Below are 13,748 nucleotides of genomic sequence, written 5' to 3' on the forward strand. Positions count from 1 at the left end.
ACCGCGAGCGCCCGCTGCGACGGGCGCGGACTCAGAGGCCGTCGGCGACCACCGCGGTGACGCGGAGCCACGCGTCGCGGGTGGTGGTGCTGAGGGCGTCGTAGTCGATGGGGCCGCCGGCGACGAGGGCCTTGTCGTGCGGCACCTCCAGCACGGCACGGGTGAGCGCCCCGAAGTGCGTCTTGAGTCGGCGCTGCAGGTCCTTGTCGACCTTCGGCTCCGGGGCGGACAGCACCGTCACGGCGCGGCGGACGGCCTCGTCGTGCCCGGTGGCGCGCAGGGCGTCCAGCGCCCAGGCGGCGGACTGCGCGGTGTCCTCCCGCACGGTCGACACCACGACGATCTGGTCGGCCGCACCGACGGCGGCCTGCCAGTTCGACGCGCGCATGTTGTTGCCGGTGTCGATGACGATCACCCGGTAGAACCGCGACAGCACCTGGTGCAGGGACGAGAACGAGGCGGCGTCGACCGACGAGGCCGAGGCGGAGTTCTCGTCGGAGGCCAGCACGTCGAACTGCTCGCTCGGCTGGGTGCGGACGAAGCCGTCGAGGTCGCCGATCCGGACGGTGCCCTCGGACCCGAGCGCGGGCAGGGCGTTGAGCAGGTCGACGGCGGTCCGGGTGTGGTCGGCGTGCGACGACCGCCACCCGAGCGTCCCGCGGGTCTCGTTGTTGTCCCACGCGAGGGTGTAGCCGCCGCGCTGGAGGCCGAACGTCGCGGCCAGCAGCATCGTCGCCGTCGTCTTGTGGGCGCCGCCCTTGGGGTTGATGATGACGACCGTCTTCGGACCGTCGAGGGTCCGCCGGACGGACGCGGAGGCGACGCGCCGACGACGCTCGACCCGGCCGGGACGCGGGGAGATGCCACCGAAGGTGACGCGTCGGACGCCGGCCCTCCAGCCGTGCTCCGCGGGTCCGTCCGAGACCGGGTGACGAGCGGCGAGCAGGTCGTCGAGGGTGGGCAGCGGCTGGGACGACCCGGACGAGGGCGCGCCCAACCGCTCTCCGGTGAGCCCGCTCGCCGTCGCGGCGCCGGCGGACGGAGCCGCAGCCGGGTCGGACCCCGTGGTCGTCGGCGCCGACCGCGTGGAGGTTCCGCGCGTCGCCGCAGGTCCCCGAGCTGCGGCAGCCCCGGCTGCCGCCGATGCCGCGGGAGACGCCGCTGGTGCGGTCGACGATGCGGGCGACGACGACGCTGCCGATGCTGCCGCCGCGGCGATGGCCACCTCGGGCCGCGGGCCGCTGCGCTCGGCGGGCGACGGGCCGGCGGACGGTGAGGAGGCGCCGGGCACGGCGCCGCCGCCGGAGGCGGGTGTCGATGCCGGACCGGCGGACGCGGACGTCGTCGGCACCGGCTGCCCTCCCGCGGGCGTGGCCGCCCCGGTCCGCGCGGAACCGCTGCGGGCCGCGGAGCTTGCGGCTGCTGCGCCGGAGCCCTCCTCGCGGTCGCCGTCGTCGGCGGACGAGGTGTCGGTGGTCTCGCTCACGCTCTCGACCGCTCCGGACGTCGCCGGCGGTTCGTCCGACGAGGCCTCCGCGGACTCGGCATCCTCGGCCAGCGGGCCGGGCGCCTCGTCGACGAGGCCGTCCGGGTGGATCAGCAGCGACCACACCCCGTCGGGGTCGCGGACCTGCACAGGCACAGGCCGGCCCACCGACTCGGCGAGCGCGGCGATGCGACTGGTGATCGCCGCACCCGCCTCCGCGAGGTTGGCCATCCGCACCTGCTCGATGACACCGTCGACCGAGATCTCACCGGTGCCGTCGTCGCGCACCTCGGCGCGGATGTCGGGCAGTCGGGTCGCCGTCGTCGTGTTCTGCCCGTCGGTGCCGTCACTCATGGTGTTGTTGCCCCTCGCTCCCAGTCGTCCGCACCCGAAACTACGCCGCGCGGGCCCCGCGTGCATCGTCGAACCGCAGGCCAGCGCACTGGCGCACCTCCGGGAGGCGTCCCGTCGGGGCGCTGAGCAGGGTCCGACGACGCATCGGGCGGCTCGGACGTGAGATCGGGCACTGCCGGACAACCCGGGCGTGTCGCCGCGGGCGACGGGCTCAGTCGTCGGCGAGGACCTCGAACCACACCGTCTTGCCGTCGGGGTGGGCCTGGATCCCCCAGTCGGACGACAGCGCCTCGACCAGCGCCAGGCCGCGCCCGCTCGGAGCGGTCGGCTCCGGGTGCCCGACGGTCGGGGTGCCGCCGCCGGTGTCGCGGACGCCCACGCGGACCGTCGACCCGTCGATCCGCACGTGGACCCGGACGGCACCGGCGGCGGGTCCGTGCACCACGGCGTTGGACACGAGCTCCCCGGTCAGCAGCTCGACGACCTGGTTGGAGGCGCCGCCCACGCCGGCGTCGGCGATCGTCCGCATGACCCAGTGCCGGGCCGCGCGGGGGGCGGAGCGCTCGGCCTCGACGACGAGCTCGGCGTCGATGATGTGCGCGTCACGACGTCGCACGCTCGCAGCGCTCCGGAGATCTCGCACATCACCCACCCGACCAGAGTGCCCGACGGCGGACGGTCGTGCCCGGGGGGACCGCCGACGCGTCCGGGTGAACGGACGTCGGCGAGGGGGTCGTCCGACCCCGCGCTCGGGGTCAGCGCTGGTGGCTCACCAGGCCGACGAGGTTGCCCTCGGAGTCCCGCACGAAGGCCTGCCACTCGTCGGTGCCCGCGGGGCCGAGGGTGTCGTCGTCGTGGTGAAAGATCACGTGCGGCTCGGAGTCGACGACGACTCCTCGAGCCCGGAGCCGCTCGACGGTCGCGGCCACGTCGTCGACCCGCAGGTAGAGCAGCGCCGACGGCGCTCCCTGGTCGAGCAGCAGGCGGACGCCGTCCAGGTCGAAGAAGAGGAGGCCGGGCGGGTCGAACCGCGCGGTCGGCGGAGCGCCCAGGAGGTCGGCGTAGAAGGCGGCCGCGCGATCGAGGTCCGTCGCCCGCTGAGCGACCTGCACCAGTCCCATGCGGCACATCTTGCACCTGGTCAGCCCCGTCTGAGGTACCTCAGACACCCACACGGGGACCTCAGGCCGAGGGCACCCCACCTCAGGCGAGCGGCCGGCCGATCCAGCGCCGAGAACCCGTCACCCTCCCGATCCGCGGACCCACACCTCACGACGACAGTCGTACCTGTCAACGAGAGCCGGGCAGATCGTCCGGCGTACATGAGGAGGACACCATGGCTGACTTCTGGGGACCTGCCTTCGACGCCGAGCTCGCCTACCGCCACGAGCGCCTGTTCACCGCGCTCCGCGGTATCCCGGCCGACGACGAGCACGCCGGGCACCACGAGCACGACGTCCAGGCGATCACTCGTGAGCTCGGCAGCGTCGCGGTCGCCGCTCGACCCGACGGCTCGCTGCGGCCCGTGCGACTGGCGCACCCGCTGGCCACTGCCGCGCGTGGGTGGCTGCTGCGAGGATCTGGGGCATGGCACGTGGCTCGATGAGCACACCCTTCGTCGCCCGCGCGCTGCAGGTCGACCAGCTCACGCTGGCGCTGCAGCGCGCGGGCGTCGGCGAGCCGTCCGTGGTCCTGCTCGGGGCGGACGCGGGCGTCGGCAAGACCCGGCTGCTGCGGCACGTCGCCGAGCTGGCGAACGCGGCCGGCGCGACGGTCGTCGTGGCCCACTGCGTGGACCTCGGCGAGATCGGGCTGCCGTACCTGCCGTTCGCGGAGGCGCTGTCCCAGCTGCGCACGCTCGCCCCGGAGTCGGTGGACGCGGTGGTCGCCAACCGCCCGGCGCTCGCGCGGCTGCTGCCCGGCCCGAGCGGCTCGGGGTCGGCGCCCGACGACCAGGCGAACCGCCTGCAGCTGTTCGACGGCCTGATCGAGGCGTTCGGGTCCGTCGGCGGCCCGGAGCACCCGCTGCTGCTCGTGCTCGAGGACCTGCACTGGGCGGACGCCTCGAGCCGCGACGTGCTGCGGTTCCTCGTCTCCCGGCTGCGCGACCAGCACCTGCTCGTCGTCGCCAGCTACCGCACGGACGACCTGCACCGGCGCCACCCGTGGCGACCGGTCGCCGCCGAGCTCGCGCGCCACCCCCGGGTCGAGCGCCTCGACCTGGCGCCGTTCACCGACGACGAGCTGCGCGACTTCACCACCGCGCTGAGCGGCTCGCCGCTGACGGAGAGCACCTTGCGCCGGGTGATCGACCGCTCGGAGGGGAACGCGTACTTCGCCGAGGAGCTGCTGGAGGCCGGGGCGGAGGCCGACGAGCTCCCGTGGTCGCTGGCGGACGTGCTGCGCTCCCGGCTCGAGCAGCTCGACCCGTCCGTGCAGCGCCTCGCGCGGATCGCGTCCGCCGCCGGCCGCCGCGTGTCCGAGCCGCTGCTGCGCGCCGCGGTGTCCGCCGACGGTGACCTGCAGCTGACCGCCCCCGGGGTCTTCGACACCGCGCTGCGCGAGGCCGTCGCCCACCACGTGCTCGTCGGCGAGGACGACCTGATCGCGTTCCGGCACGCCCTGCTGGCCGAGGCCGTCTACACCGACCTGCTGCCCGGGGAGCAGTCCTCGTTGCACCGGGCGTACCTGCGGGTGCTTCGCGACGACCCCTCCCTCGGGCCGTCGTCCCAGCTCGCCTCGCACGCCCTGCGCGCCCCCGACCTGCCGACGGCGCTGCTGGCCTCCCTCGACGCCGCCGAGCAGGCGCACGAGGTCCTCGCGCCCGCGGAGGAGCTGCGCCACCTCGAGGTGGTCCTGCGCCTGTGGGAGGCCGTCCCCGAGGTCACGGCGGCGCTCGGCCGCGGCGAGCGTGCCGGTGCTCCCGCGCCTGTGCCGGAGGCCTCCGCCATCCGGGACCACATCGACGTCCTCGTCGAGGCCGCGGGGGCGGCGAGCCGTGCGGGGCAGGTCGACCGCGCGGTGCAGCTGGCCCGGTCCGCGGTCGAGGAGAGCGCCGGCGACGTGCACCGGCAGGCGAGCCTGCGGACCAGCCTCGCGCGGTACCTGCTCGGGGTCGAGAGCATCCACGACGCCCTGGAGCAGTCCTCCCGCGCGCTGGCGGACCTGCCCGAGACGCCGTCGCCGGCCCGGGCGTGGGCGCTCGCCACGTACGCGCGCAGCGCGCTGAACGCCGACCTCGACGCCGAGGCGGAGGTGGCGGCGACGAGCGCGGTCGAGCTGGCCCGGGCGGTCGACGCGGCCGACGCGGAGTCCGACGCCCTGACGACGCTCGCGGTGCTCGTGGTGGACGACGAGAACCGGGCGGCGGAGCTGCTGAAGACGGCGCTGGCCCGGGCCAAGGAGGCGTGCGACTACGTCACCGAGCTGCGCACGACCTTCAACCTGGCGAGCAACCGGTACTACGCCGGGGACATCGCCGGCGCCACGCAGGTGACCGCGGACGGGGTCGAGCGCGCCCGCTCCCTCGGCATGACGTGGAGCGTCTACGGGGTCGAGCTGCACATGTTCACGCAGCTCATCCGATACGTCTCGGGAGACCTGACGCCGGCGTCGATCGGCGCGGTGCCCGACGACCTGGCGCCGACCCTGCTGGCCGTCAGCCTGTACGCAGCGGTCGCGCGTGGTGACGAGGACGCCGCCGAGCGCGGGCACGCCCTGGAGCCCAGCTGGGCCCGGGACGGCCTGATCGCGCTGGTGGCGGGCGGATGCACCATCGACGCCCACACGTGGCGCGGCGAGCTGGACGAGGCGATCGCGCTGTCCCTGCGGCTGCTGGAGCACCTGTGGCGGGCGTGGTCGGACTACTTCCTGGGCGGCATCTGGCTGGTCGCCCTCGCGCTCGGCGCGCTCGCCGACGCGGCCGCGCAGGAACGGCTGCTGGGCAAGGACGTCTCCGAGCGCGTCGCTCTGGGCGACCGGCTCATCGAACGGGCCGCGACGACGGCCGAGCGAGGACGACCGCGCGGCGGACGGCTCGGGCCCGAGGGCCGGGCCTGGCTCTCCCGGGCCCACGCCGAGCACTCGCGGCTCGCCGGCACCAACGACGTGGACCTCTGGCGGGCGACCGTCGCGGAGTTCGACTACGGCTACCGCTACGAGGTGGCGCGCAGCCGGTTCCGGCTCGCCGAGGCCCTGCTCGAGCACGGCGACCGGGAGGCCGCCCTGCGCGAGGCCGGGATCGCCCTGACCGAGTCCGACGCCATGGGCGCGGAGCCGCTGGCGAGCGCGGTCCGGGGCCTCGCGCGGCGCGGGCGGCTGGACCTGCCGGGGATCCGCGTCGGCGGTGCGGACGTGCTGACCGCCCGGGAGGCCGAGGTCCTGGCGCTGGTCGCCCAGGGGCTCTCCAACCGGCAGATCGGCGAGAAGCTCTTCATCTCCGGCAAGACCGTCTCCGTGCACATCTCCAACCTGCTGGCCAAGCTCGGCGTCTCGGGCCGCGCGGAGGCCGTGTCGGTGGCCCACCAGCGCGGGCTGATCGGCGCGGGTTGAGAGGCCACGGGTTGATGGGCACGAGCCGTGACCAGCACCTAGGTTGAGCAGCATGTCTCCGTCGAAGACTCCCGCGGTCGAACTCGAGGTGCGCGGCCGGACCGTCCGGGTCAGCAGCCCCGACAAGATCTACTTCCCCGAGCGCGGCCTGACCAAGCTCGACGTCGTGCAGTACTTCATCGCGGTGGGCGACGGCATCCTCGGCGCGCTGCTGGACCGCCCGACGACGCTCGAGCGCTGGCCCAAGGGCGTGTTCGAGGGCGCCAAGCTGGCCACCCGCGCGGACTCGACCGGCGACGCGTTCTACCAGAAGCGCGTCCCGCAGGGTGCGCCCGAGTACGTGAAGACGGCCCGGATCACGTTCCCGAGCGGCCGGACGGCCGACGAGGTCGCCCCGAGCGAGCTGGCGGTGGTCGCGTGGGCCGCCAACCTGGGCACGCTGACGTTCCACCCCTGGCCGGTGCTCGACGACGACGTCGACGCTCCCGACCAGATCCGCATCGACCTCGACCCCCAGCCGGGCACGGACTTCTCCGACGCCGCCCGGGTGGCCCCGCGAGTCCGGGAGCTGCTGGCGGAGCACGGCATGGAGGGAACGCCGAAGACGTCGGGCGGCCGCGGCATCCACGTCTTCGTGCCCATCGAGCCCCGCTGGTCGTTCGTCGAGGCCCGCCGCGCCACCATCGCGTTCGGCCGCGAGCTCGAGCGCCGGATGCCGGCCGAGGTCACCATGAAGTGGTGGAAGGAGGAGCGCGGCGAAAAGATCTTCGTCGACTACAACCAGATGGCTCGCGACCGCACCATCGCCTCCGCGTACTCGATCCGCACCAACCCGCGTGCGACGACGTCGGCACCGCTGCGCTGGGACGAGGTCGCGGACGTTCACCCGAACGACTTCGACGTGACCACGATGCCGGCCCGCTTCGCCGAGGTGGGCGACCTGTTCGCCCCGCTGGTCGCCCGCGCGGCACCGCGGTACTCCATCGAGTCGCTGCTCGAGCTGGCGGACCGGCAGGAGTCGGACCACGGCGAGGGCGACCTGCCGTACCCCCCGGAGTACCCGAAGATGCCCGGCGAGCCCAAGAGGGTCCAGCCGAGCAAGGACCGTGACCGCCCCCGCTGACCCTCCCGCGGCCCTGGTCTACGCCTCCGGGCGCGGCCGATGGGTCCTGTTCGCGACCGTCCTGGGCTCCGCGATCGCGTTCATCGACGCCACGGTCGTGACGATCGCGCTCCCGACGATCGCCGAGGACCTCGACGCGACGACGGCCGACCTCCAGTGGACCGTCAACGCGTACGCCCTGACGCTCGCGTCGTTCCTGCTGCTAGGCGGCTCGCTGGGCGACCGGTTCGGCCGGCGCCGGGTGTTCCTCGTCGGCGTCGTGTGGTTCGCGGTGGCGTCCCTGGCCTGTGCGGTCTCGCCGACGATCGGCGCGCTGAACGCCGCCCGCGCGGTGCAGGGCGTCGGCGCTGCGCTGCTCACGCCGGGCTCGCTGGCGATCCTCCAGTCGTCGTTCAGCGGGCCGGACCGGGGCCGCGCGATCGGCGCCTGGTCGGGGCTGGGTGGCATCGCTGGCGCGGTCGCGCCGTTCCTCGGCGGCTGGATCGTCGAGGTGACCACGTGGCGATGGATCTTCGGCATCAACATCCCGCTCGCGGCGCTCGTCGTGGTCGTGGCCATGTGGCGGGTCCCGGAGAGCACCGACCCGAGCGCCCAGAAGAAGCTCGACATCGCCGGCACGGTCCTCGGTGCGCTCGGCCTGGCGGGGATCACGTACGGGTTCACGGCCTGGACCGAGCGTGGGGAGCCGGACGCGCTCGTGTGGGGCTCGCTGGCCTTCGGCGTCGCGGCGCTGGTCGCGTTCGTCTTCGCCGAGTCGCGCGCGAAAGCCCCGCTCCTCCCACCCGCGCTCTTCCGCTGGCGGCCGTTCGCGGGCACCAACGCGGCGACCCTGCTCATCTACGCGGCGATCTCGGGTCTCTTCTTCTTCTTGGTGGTGACCCTCCAGGTGGTCGCCGGCTACTCGCCGCTGGCCGCCGGGCTCTCGCCGCTGCCGGTGACGCTGCTCATGCTGCTGCTCTCCCCCCGGGCGGGCGCTCTGAGCTCGATCATCGGCCCGAAGATCCCGATGACGGTCGGTCCGCTGGTGTGCGCGGTCGGCGCCGCGCTGCTGGGCACCATCGGCCCCGACTCCCCGTACCTCACGCACGTGCTGCCGGGTGTCCTGGTCTTCGGGCTCGGGCTCTCGGCGACGGTCGCGCCCCTGACCACCACCGCGCTCGCCGCGGCCCCCGACCACCTCGCCGGCGTCGCCAGCGGTGTCAACAACGCGGTCGCCCGCGTCGCCGGCCTGCTGGCCATCGCGGTCCTGCCGCTGGCCGCCGGGGTCGGCTCGTCGCTGACGGACCCTGCGACCCTCGAGCCCGCCAACCGCATCGCGATGCTCGTCTGCGCCGCGCTGCTGGCCGGCGGCGCGGTGATCTCGCTGGTCACCGTGCCGTCGAGCGCGGACGCGGTGCGCCCGGCAGCGTGAGCCGGCGGCACCATCCGGCCCGGCTCAGACCTTCCAGAGCGTGTCGTCGAGCGGGTCGGTCCGGTCGACGACCAGGGTGGCGACCGGGTCCGCGGTGTCGCCGTAGCTCACCGGCGCGAGCTCCGGGCGCCCCAGGTACATGTCCTGCACCTCGCCGAGCCCCTGCATGCCGGCGGCCAGGGTCCGTGCGGCTGGGACCGACCGGCGGGCGCCCTGCACCAGACGCCAGAGCGTGGCCGCACCGACGAGCGCGTAGAACCCGCTGACCACAGCCGTCGCCAGGACGGTCCCGGCAAAGATCGACCAGACGAGCACAGCGAGCAGCGCGACGACGGCCGTCACCATCGACCACGCCTTCAGGCTCACGCCTCGCCTCCGTCGGTGTCGGCAGCGTCCCACAGCCGTGGCAGCGACGGAAGCCCTGGTCAGCCCACGAATTCGAAGTGCCAGTACTCCGGGTTCGAGCCGCTGCGGCCGGCCCACGACGGAGAGGTCCACCCGTAGGACGGTCCGTGCGTGACCAGCCAGTCGCGCTGCGGGGTGTCCCAGCCGTACTCGCAGGGCAGCTCCGGCACGTCGAGCGCGAGACCGGTGCCGTGCGTGGACGTGCCCGGCGTCGCGGCGACCGTGCCGAGCGCCTCACGCATGGCCACCTGCGTGTCGTAGTCGCGGTAGGTGAGATCGAGGTCGAGGTGGTGCCCGAAGGCGGCGCGGAAGGCCACGTCGAGCCGTTCGAGCGCGGCCGCGGCGGCGTTCTTCAGGTAGTACGGCGTGCCGTGCGGGTCGACGTCCCACGAGATGGCCGTGAGGGCCGACGGGGGCAGCTTCCCGTTCGAGCCGTCACCGCCGACGGTCGCCGGGGACGTGTAGAACGGCGGACCCGAGTAGGTCGTCGCGCACGACGGGCCCGACGCCGCCGCCGCCGGCTTGGCGGCCGGCTTCGCCTGCTTCGCTGCTGCGGCGGCTGCGGCCGCGGCCTGCCGCGCGGCCTCGGCGGCGGCCTGCGCCTGCATCCAGGCGTCGTGGGCCGCGACCACGGCGGCCTCGGCGGCGGCGAGCGAGACTGCGAGCGCCCGCAGGGACGCCGGGCTGAGTCCGGTCGCGGTCGCGGGGCCGGTCGCGGCCGGGTCCGTGCTGGCCGGGTCCGTCGGCGCAAGTGCCGTGTCGGCAGTCGCCAGCTCGGCGGCGAGCTGCTGCCGGACGGCGTCGTCAGCGACGGCGTCCTGGCTCGTGGCGAGCGTGGCACGTGCGCTGTTCGCGGCGGCGGCGAGGGTGGCCAGGGCGGCGACGCGGACGCTGGCCGCCTGGGTCCGGCCGGCGTCGGTCGCCTGGACCAGGAGGGCGTCGGCGTCGAGCACCTGCGCCCCGTGGGCGTGGGCCGCGCGCTCGTCGGCGGCGGCCTGCGCGGCGGCCACCCGGTCGTCGTGGTCCGTCCACGCCCAGGCTCCCCCGGCGACGCCGACCACGAGGACGGCGGTCACGGCGGCGACGATGCTGCGCGGTGGACGGCGGATGGCGTGCTCCGAGCGGGCTGCAGGACGGACAGGGCGATTCGGACCGTCGTCAGGGTAGCCGCGCGCCGACGGACGCGACACGACGAGCGGGACCACGCCGAGCGTCGGGACTCGGCTCCACCGGCGCGAGGCCGCCGACGCCTCGGCCCTGGGGCATCCCGTCAGCACACGACGCATGCTCTGCCGAGGACCGCTCCCAGGCGCCCGTGTGACGCTCGTCGCACGCCTACGCCGTCTTTGTCGGGAACCTGCCGGCGACGTCCGTCAGGAACCGCAGTCATCCGGTGGAACCCGCGCTGGAGCGCTCAAGAACACGGTCCGGGAGGCCGATCCCGGCACCATGAGTGATGTGCGCCCGACGCTGTCCCTTCCCGCGTCCGGCCCTCACGGCACCGTCCCCGGGGTGCGAGCCCTGACCCCTGAGGAGAACGGTCACCTCGACCGTGCGCGCGCGCACCTGCGGGCCAGCGGCGCCGACGTCGCCGACCCGCGCGCCGTCGGGGCGCTCCTGTTCTCGTCCCGGAAGCGGTGGGCCGACGGCCCGTCCACCCCCGTGCCGCCGGCGATGGTCATGGCCCTCGGCGTCGGCGTCGGCGACCTCATCGTCGCCCGCGTGCCCGGCGCCCGGTGGGCCCTGCGGATCGCCACGTCACCCACGCCCGCGGTCGTGTCGGCGTCCGGCGAGGACGCGGCACTGCCGCTGACCGACGTCGGCTCTCGCTGGCAGACCGGGTGCACGCCCGACTGGGTCGCCGAGTACGTCATCGCCGCTGCGGCCCACCTGAACGCCGGCGCCGCACCCGAGCTGCCGAGCCCGCGGACCCCGGAGCGCAGCCCTCAGCTCGTCGCGGAGTCCGAGGGCCCCGACTACCTGCCCTCGCGGCCGACCGCCGCCGGCCAGCCGCTCTCCAGCCGTCGCCCCACGCCGCCGCTGTCCGCACGACCGGTCGAGGACCAGCCCGTCGCGCTGCGTGCGCTTGCCGACGCCACGGGCGCCGCCCGCGCCGCCGACGGAGCGTCCGCCTTCCGCGAGCTCGCCGAGGCCGCCGGCGCCCCGCGCCCCGCCGAGCCCGCCTACCGCCCCGCCGAGCCCGCCTACCGCCCGGCCGTCGAACCGACGTCCTTCGCGCCGCGCCCGGCCGACGGCGCGCCGCTGGCGAGCCGGGCCGCGGCGACGGCCCCGGCCACGCCGCCCGTCGCCGTCGCACCGGTCCCCGTCGCACCCACCCCCGTCGCACCCGTCGCCGTCGCGCCCACGCCGGTCGCGCCTGACCCCTCGCTCGCGCCCGTCGCGCCGCAGACCCCCGCCGACCTCCCGTACCCCCCGTCGCCCGCAGCGCAGGACATCGCGCTCGGCGCGCTGGAGCAGGCGCTGGAGGCCGCGCTGGCCGGCGAGGGCGCCGCGGTCACGTACGCGCTGGTCGACGGTGGCCCCGCGGCCACCCACGAGGTCCGCCGGTTCGAGGCGGACGCGACACCCGACGCCCGGGAGTGGGTGCGGACCTCCGGGGCCGCGCGCGCCGCGGTCGCCTGGGTGGGCCGCCTGCCCGGTGACGCGACGGACCCGAGCTCGGTGGGCTCCCGCGCGGTGCTGGTCGAGGCGTCGGATGCCGGGGCCCCGAGCCTCGTCGTCGCGCACCGCTACTCGGTCGCCGTCGCGGAGGGCGAGGGCCGGGCCCGGCCCGCGCGGGCCGTCGGCGGGCCGCTGGTGCTGGGGCAGGGCGCGCCGCTGCTCTGAGCGTCGCGGGAACCGCGCCGCGGTCGGGGTCGTTGAGCAGCCCATGGGCGTCCCCGTCACCCCCGTCGACCCGCAGCTCCCCACCGTCGTCGCACCACGGTCGCCCGCGGCGACCGCGTTCGACCCCGCCGCCGACGTCCGGACCGAGCTCGACCGCCAGATCACGGCCTACGTCCAGCTCGGCCTGCCGGCGCTGCTCGGCGAGGACCCGACGGCGTTCCGGACCCGGCTCGCCCCGCTGGCCGAGGTCGCGCGGACCCCGACCACCTCGGCCTCCGTGGAGGGCGACGACATCCCGTTCGTGCTGGTCCTGCCGGGCCTGGACCTCAACGACGTGGCTCCCGCGATGCGCCGCGGCAAGCACCTCGGCGTCAGCGTCATCGACCGCGTCGAGGCGCCGACCTACCGCCCGATCGAGGGCATCGCCGTCCCCGCCGAGCCGTACCTGCTGTGGGGCGTCGACACCGGCTCGGAGTTCTGCAACGTCCGGCCGGAGGACGCGCTGGCCACGATCACGGGCCGCGGCCGGACCCCGCTGACGATCGACGAGGGCGTCGCGCTGGTCGTCGTCCGGCCGGACATGCTGCGCCCCAACAAGTGCTTCTCGCTGCTGGCATCACGGACCGGGACCAACCAGCGCGTCCCCGCCGTGTGGATCAGCGAGCGGCGCGCGAAGCTCGGCTGGTGCTGGGACCGCAACCCGCACACGTGGCTCGGCGCAGCGTCCGCCGCCGACCGTGTCGCCCACGCCGACGCCTGACTAGTCTGCGACGGGGCGCCGCGGGCGCTCACTCACGGCGCGAGGAGGACCCATGCGGTTTCGCACGACGATCCAGCTGAGCGGCAAGACCGCCACGGGCATGCCCGTCCCCGACGAGGTCGTGACGGCCATGGGCCGCGGCGCACGCTTCCCGGTGGTGGTCACCATCAACGGCTACTCCTACCGCAGCACGGTCACGCCCTACGGCGGCCAGACCTTGATCCCCGTCAGCGCCGAGAACCGCGCGGGCGCGGGCGTCGAGGCCGGCGAGGACGTCGACGTGGACATCGAGTTCGACGACGCCCCGCGCACCGTCGAGGTTCCCGACGACCTCGCGGCCGCGCTGGTCGGCCGGGCGCGCGCGGCGTTCGACGCGCTGTCGTTCAGCCGCCAGAAGGCGATCGTCCAGCCGATCGAGGACGCCAAGACCCCCGAGACCCGCGAGCGCCGGATCGCCAAGGCCGCGTCCGAGCTGGGCGCGGGCTGACGCCTCCCCCACCGAGCCCTCCGTCAGGACGCCGCGCGCACCGGGTACCACCGCGACCCGAACCGGCGCGTGACGCTCCGCCCGCTGATGTCCGCCAGCTCGTCCAGCCGTGCGAGGACGGCCCACCCGACCCGGCGAGCGGTCTGGTCGTCGTCGGCCTGGAACCGGACGGTCACGCGAGCCTCGCCCCGCACGATGGCGACGTCGTGGGCCTCGACCGTGGTCATCGCCTCGGCGGTCGCGACGGCCTGCGGCAGCACGTCGGGCGCGGCGACCCCGGGCCTGAGCAGCCCGATCGCCGCGGTCACCCGATAGGAGGGCACC

Annotated in this window: 13 protein-coding genes; 7 read left to right on the top strand and 6 right to left on the bottom strand. The window is 75.2% G+C overall.

What is annotated here, in order from left to right; translation table 11 throughout:
* Window positions 1-31 precede the first annotated feature (31 nt).
* From AC1DWH_RS07370 to AC1DWH_RS07380, 3 genes are all read right to left on the bottom strand, one after another.
* Entirely contained in the window at window positions 32-1,840 is a 1,809-nt protein-coding gene (locus tag AC1DWH_RS07370) for a MinD/ParA family ATP-binding protein (protein WP_477093108.1), read from the bottom strand.
* A 211-nt stretch (window positions 1,841-2,051) separates the two neighbouring features.
* The gene (locus tag AC1DWH_RS07375) at window positions 2,052-2,456 is read right to left on the bottom strand and encodes an ATP-binding protein (RefSeq protein ID WP_477093109.1); all 405 of its coding nucleotides are present in this window, start codon (window positions 2,454-2,456) and stop codon (window positions 2,052-2,054) included.
* A gap of 139 nt (window positions 2,457-2,595) precedes the next feature.
* Window positions 2,596-2,961 carry a VOC family protein gene (locus AC1DWH_RS07380; RefSeq protein ID WP_456846889.1) on the bottom strand — a complete coding sequence of 122 codons (366 nt, stop codon included), beginning with the start codon at window positions 2,959-2,961 and terminating at the stop codon, window positions 2,596-2,598.
* Window positions 2,962-3,176: 215 nt separating this feature from the next.
* Between AC1DWH_RS07380 and AC1DWH_RS07385 the strand changes: the two genes are divergently transcribed.
* Genes AC1DWH_RS07385 through AC1DWH_RS07400 form a run of 4 tightly spaced genes read left to right on the top strand, consistent with a single transcriptional unit; the run spans window position 3,177 to window position 8,925 of the window.
* Window positions 3,177-3,446: a hypothetical protein gene (locus AC1DWH_RS07385; protein ID WP_477093110.1), complete on the top strand. Its 270-nt coding sequence runs from the start codon at window positions 3,177-3,179 to the stop codon at window positions 3,444-3,446.
* Complete coding sequence (locus AC1DWH_RS07390; protein ID WP_477093111.1) at window positions 3,443-6,391, top strand: helix-turn-helix transcriptional regulator; 2,949 nt, start codon at window positions 3,443-3,445, stop codon at window positions 6,389-6,391. The genes AC1DWH_RS07385 and AC1DWH_RS07390 overlap by 4 nt, the downstream gene beginning before the upstream one ends.
* Window positions 6,392-6,443: 52 nt before the next feature.
* Entirely contained in the window at window positions 6,444-7,514 is a 1,071-nt protein-coding gene (locus tag AC1DWH_RS07395; protein ID WP_477093112.1) for a DNA polymerase domain-containing protein, read from the top strand.
* On the top strand, window positions 7,498-8,925 hold the full coding sequence (locus tag AC1DWH_RS07400; protein ID WP_477093113.1) for an MFS transporter: 1,428 nt from the start codon (window positions 7,498-7,500) through the stop codon (window positions 8,923-8,925). Before AC1DWH_RS07395 ends, AC1DWH_RS07400 begins: the two co-directional genes overlap by 17 nt.
* Window positions 8,926-8,949: 24 nt before the next feature.
* On the opposite strand, the gene AC1DWH_RS07405 is transcribed toward AC1DWH_RS07400, so the two are convergent.
* Window positions 8,950-9,291, bottom strand: a complete 342-nt coding sequence (locus AC1DWH_RS07405; RefSeq protein WP_477093114.1) for a hypothetical protein — start codon at window positions 9,289-9,291, stop codon at window positions 8,950-8,952.
* A 59-nt stretch (window positions 9,292-9,350) separates the two neighbouring features.
* Complete coding sequence (locus AC1DWH_RS07410) at window positions 9,351-10,406, bottom strand: M15 family metallopeptidase (protein ID WP_477093115.1); 1,056 nt, start codon at window positions 10,404-10,406, stop codon at window positions 9,351-9,353.
* Between the two features lie 436 nt (window positions 10,407-10,842).
* Here AC1DWH_RS07410 and AC1DWH_RS07415 point away from each other — a divergent pair, with 436 nt between their 5' ends.
* The 3 genes from AC1DWH_RS07415 to AC1DWH_RS07425 are packed head-to-tail and all read left to right on the top strand — an operon-like array spanning window position 10,843 to window position 13,424.
* On the top strand, window positions 10,843-12,177 hold the full coding sequence (locus AC1DWH_RS07415; protein ID WP_477093116.1) for a hypothetical protein: 1,335 nt from the start codon (window positions 10,843-10,845) through the stop codon (window positions 12,175-12,177).
* A gap of 43 nt (window positions 12,178-12,220) precedes the next feature.
* On the top strand, window positions 12,221-12,937 hold the full coding sequence (locus AC1DWH_RS07420; protein ID WP_477093117.1) for a DUF5701 family protein: 717 nt from the start codon (window positions 12,221-12,223) through the stop codon (window positions 12,935-12,937).
* A 52-nt stretch (window positions 12,938-12,989) separates the two neighbouring features.
* Window positions 12,990-13,424, top strand: a complete 435-nt coding sequence (locus AC1DWH_RS07425) for a YdeI/OmpD-associated family protein (RefSeq protein ID WP_477093118.1) — start codon at window positions 12,990-12,992, stop codon at window positions 13,422-13,424.
* Window positions 13,425-13,447: 23 nt separating this feature from the next.
* Here the strand turns inward: AC1DWH_RS07425 and AC1DWH_RS07430 are convergent, their stop codons facing one another.
* The gene (locus AC1DWH_RS07430) at window positions 13,448-13,747 is read right to left on the bottom strand and encodes a hypothetical protein (protein WP_477093119.1); all 300 of its coding nucleotides are present in this window, start codon (window positions 13,745-13,747) and stop codon (window positions 13,448-13,450) included.
* Window position 13,748: the final 1 nt, after the last annotated feature.

This window comes from Cellulomonas sp. P2_F12 (genome assembly GCF_056403775.1).

What these genes read in the sequence shown, in the direction of transcription:
- AC1DWH_RS07370 (WP_477093108.1), bottom strand. Translation starts at nt 1,840, where the DNA reads ATGAGTGACGGCACCGACGGGCAGAACACGACGACGGCGACCCGACTG.
- AC1DWH_RS07380 (WP_456846889.1), bottom strand. Translation starts at nt 2,961, where the DNA reads ATGGGACTGGTGCAGGTCGCTCAGCGGGCGACGGACCTCGATCGCGCG.
- AC1DWH_RS07385 (WP_477093110.1), top strand. Translation starts at nt 3,177, where the DNA reads ATGGCTGACTTCTGGGGACCTGCCTTCGACGCCGAGCTCGCCTACCGC.
- AC1DWH_RS07390 (WP_477093111.1), top strand. Translation starts at nt 3,443, where the DNA reads ATGAGCACACCCTTCGTCGCCCGCGCGCTGCAGGTCGACCAGCTCACG.
- AC1DWH_RS07395 (WP_477093112.1), top strand. Translation starts at nt 6,444, where the DNA reads ATGTCTCCGTCGAAGACTCCCGCGGTCGAACTCGAGGTGCGCGGCCGG.
- AC1DWH_RS07420 (WP_477093117.1), top strand. Translation starts at nt 12,221, where the DNA reads ATGGGCGTCCCCGTCACCCCCGTCGACCCGCAGCTCCCCACCGTCGTC.
- AC1DWH_RS07425 (WP_477093118.1), top strand. Translation starts at nt 12,990, where the DNA reads ATGCGGTTTCGCACGACGATCCAGCTGAGCGGCAAGACCGCCACGGGC.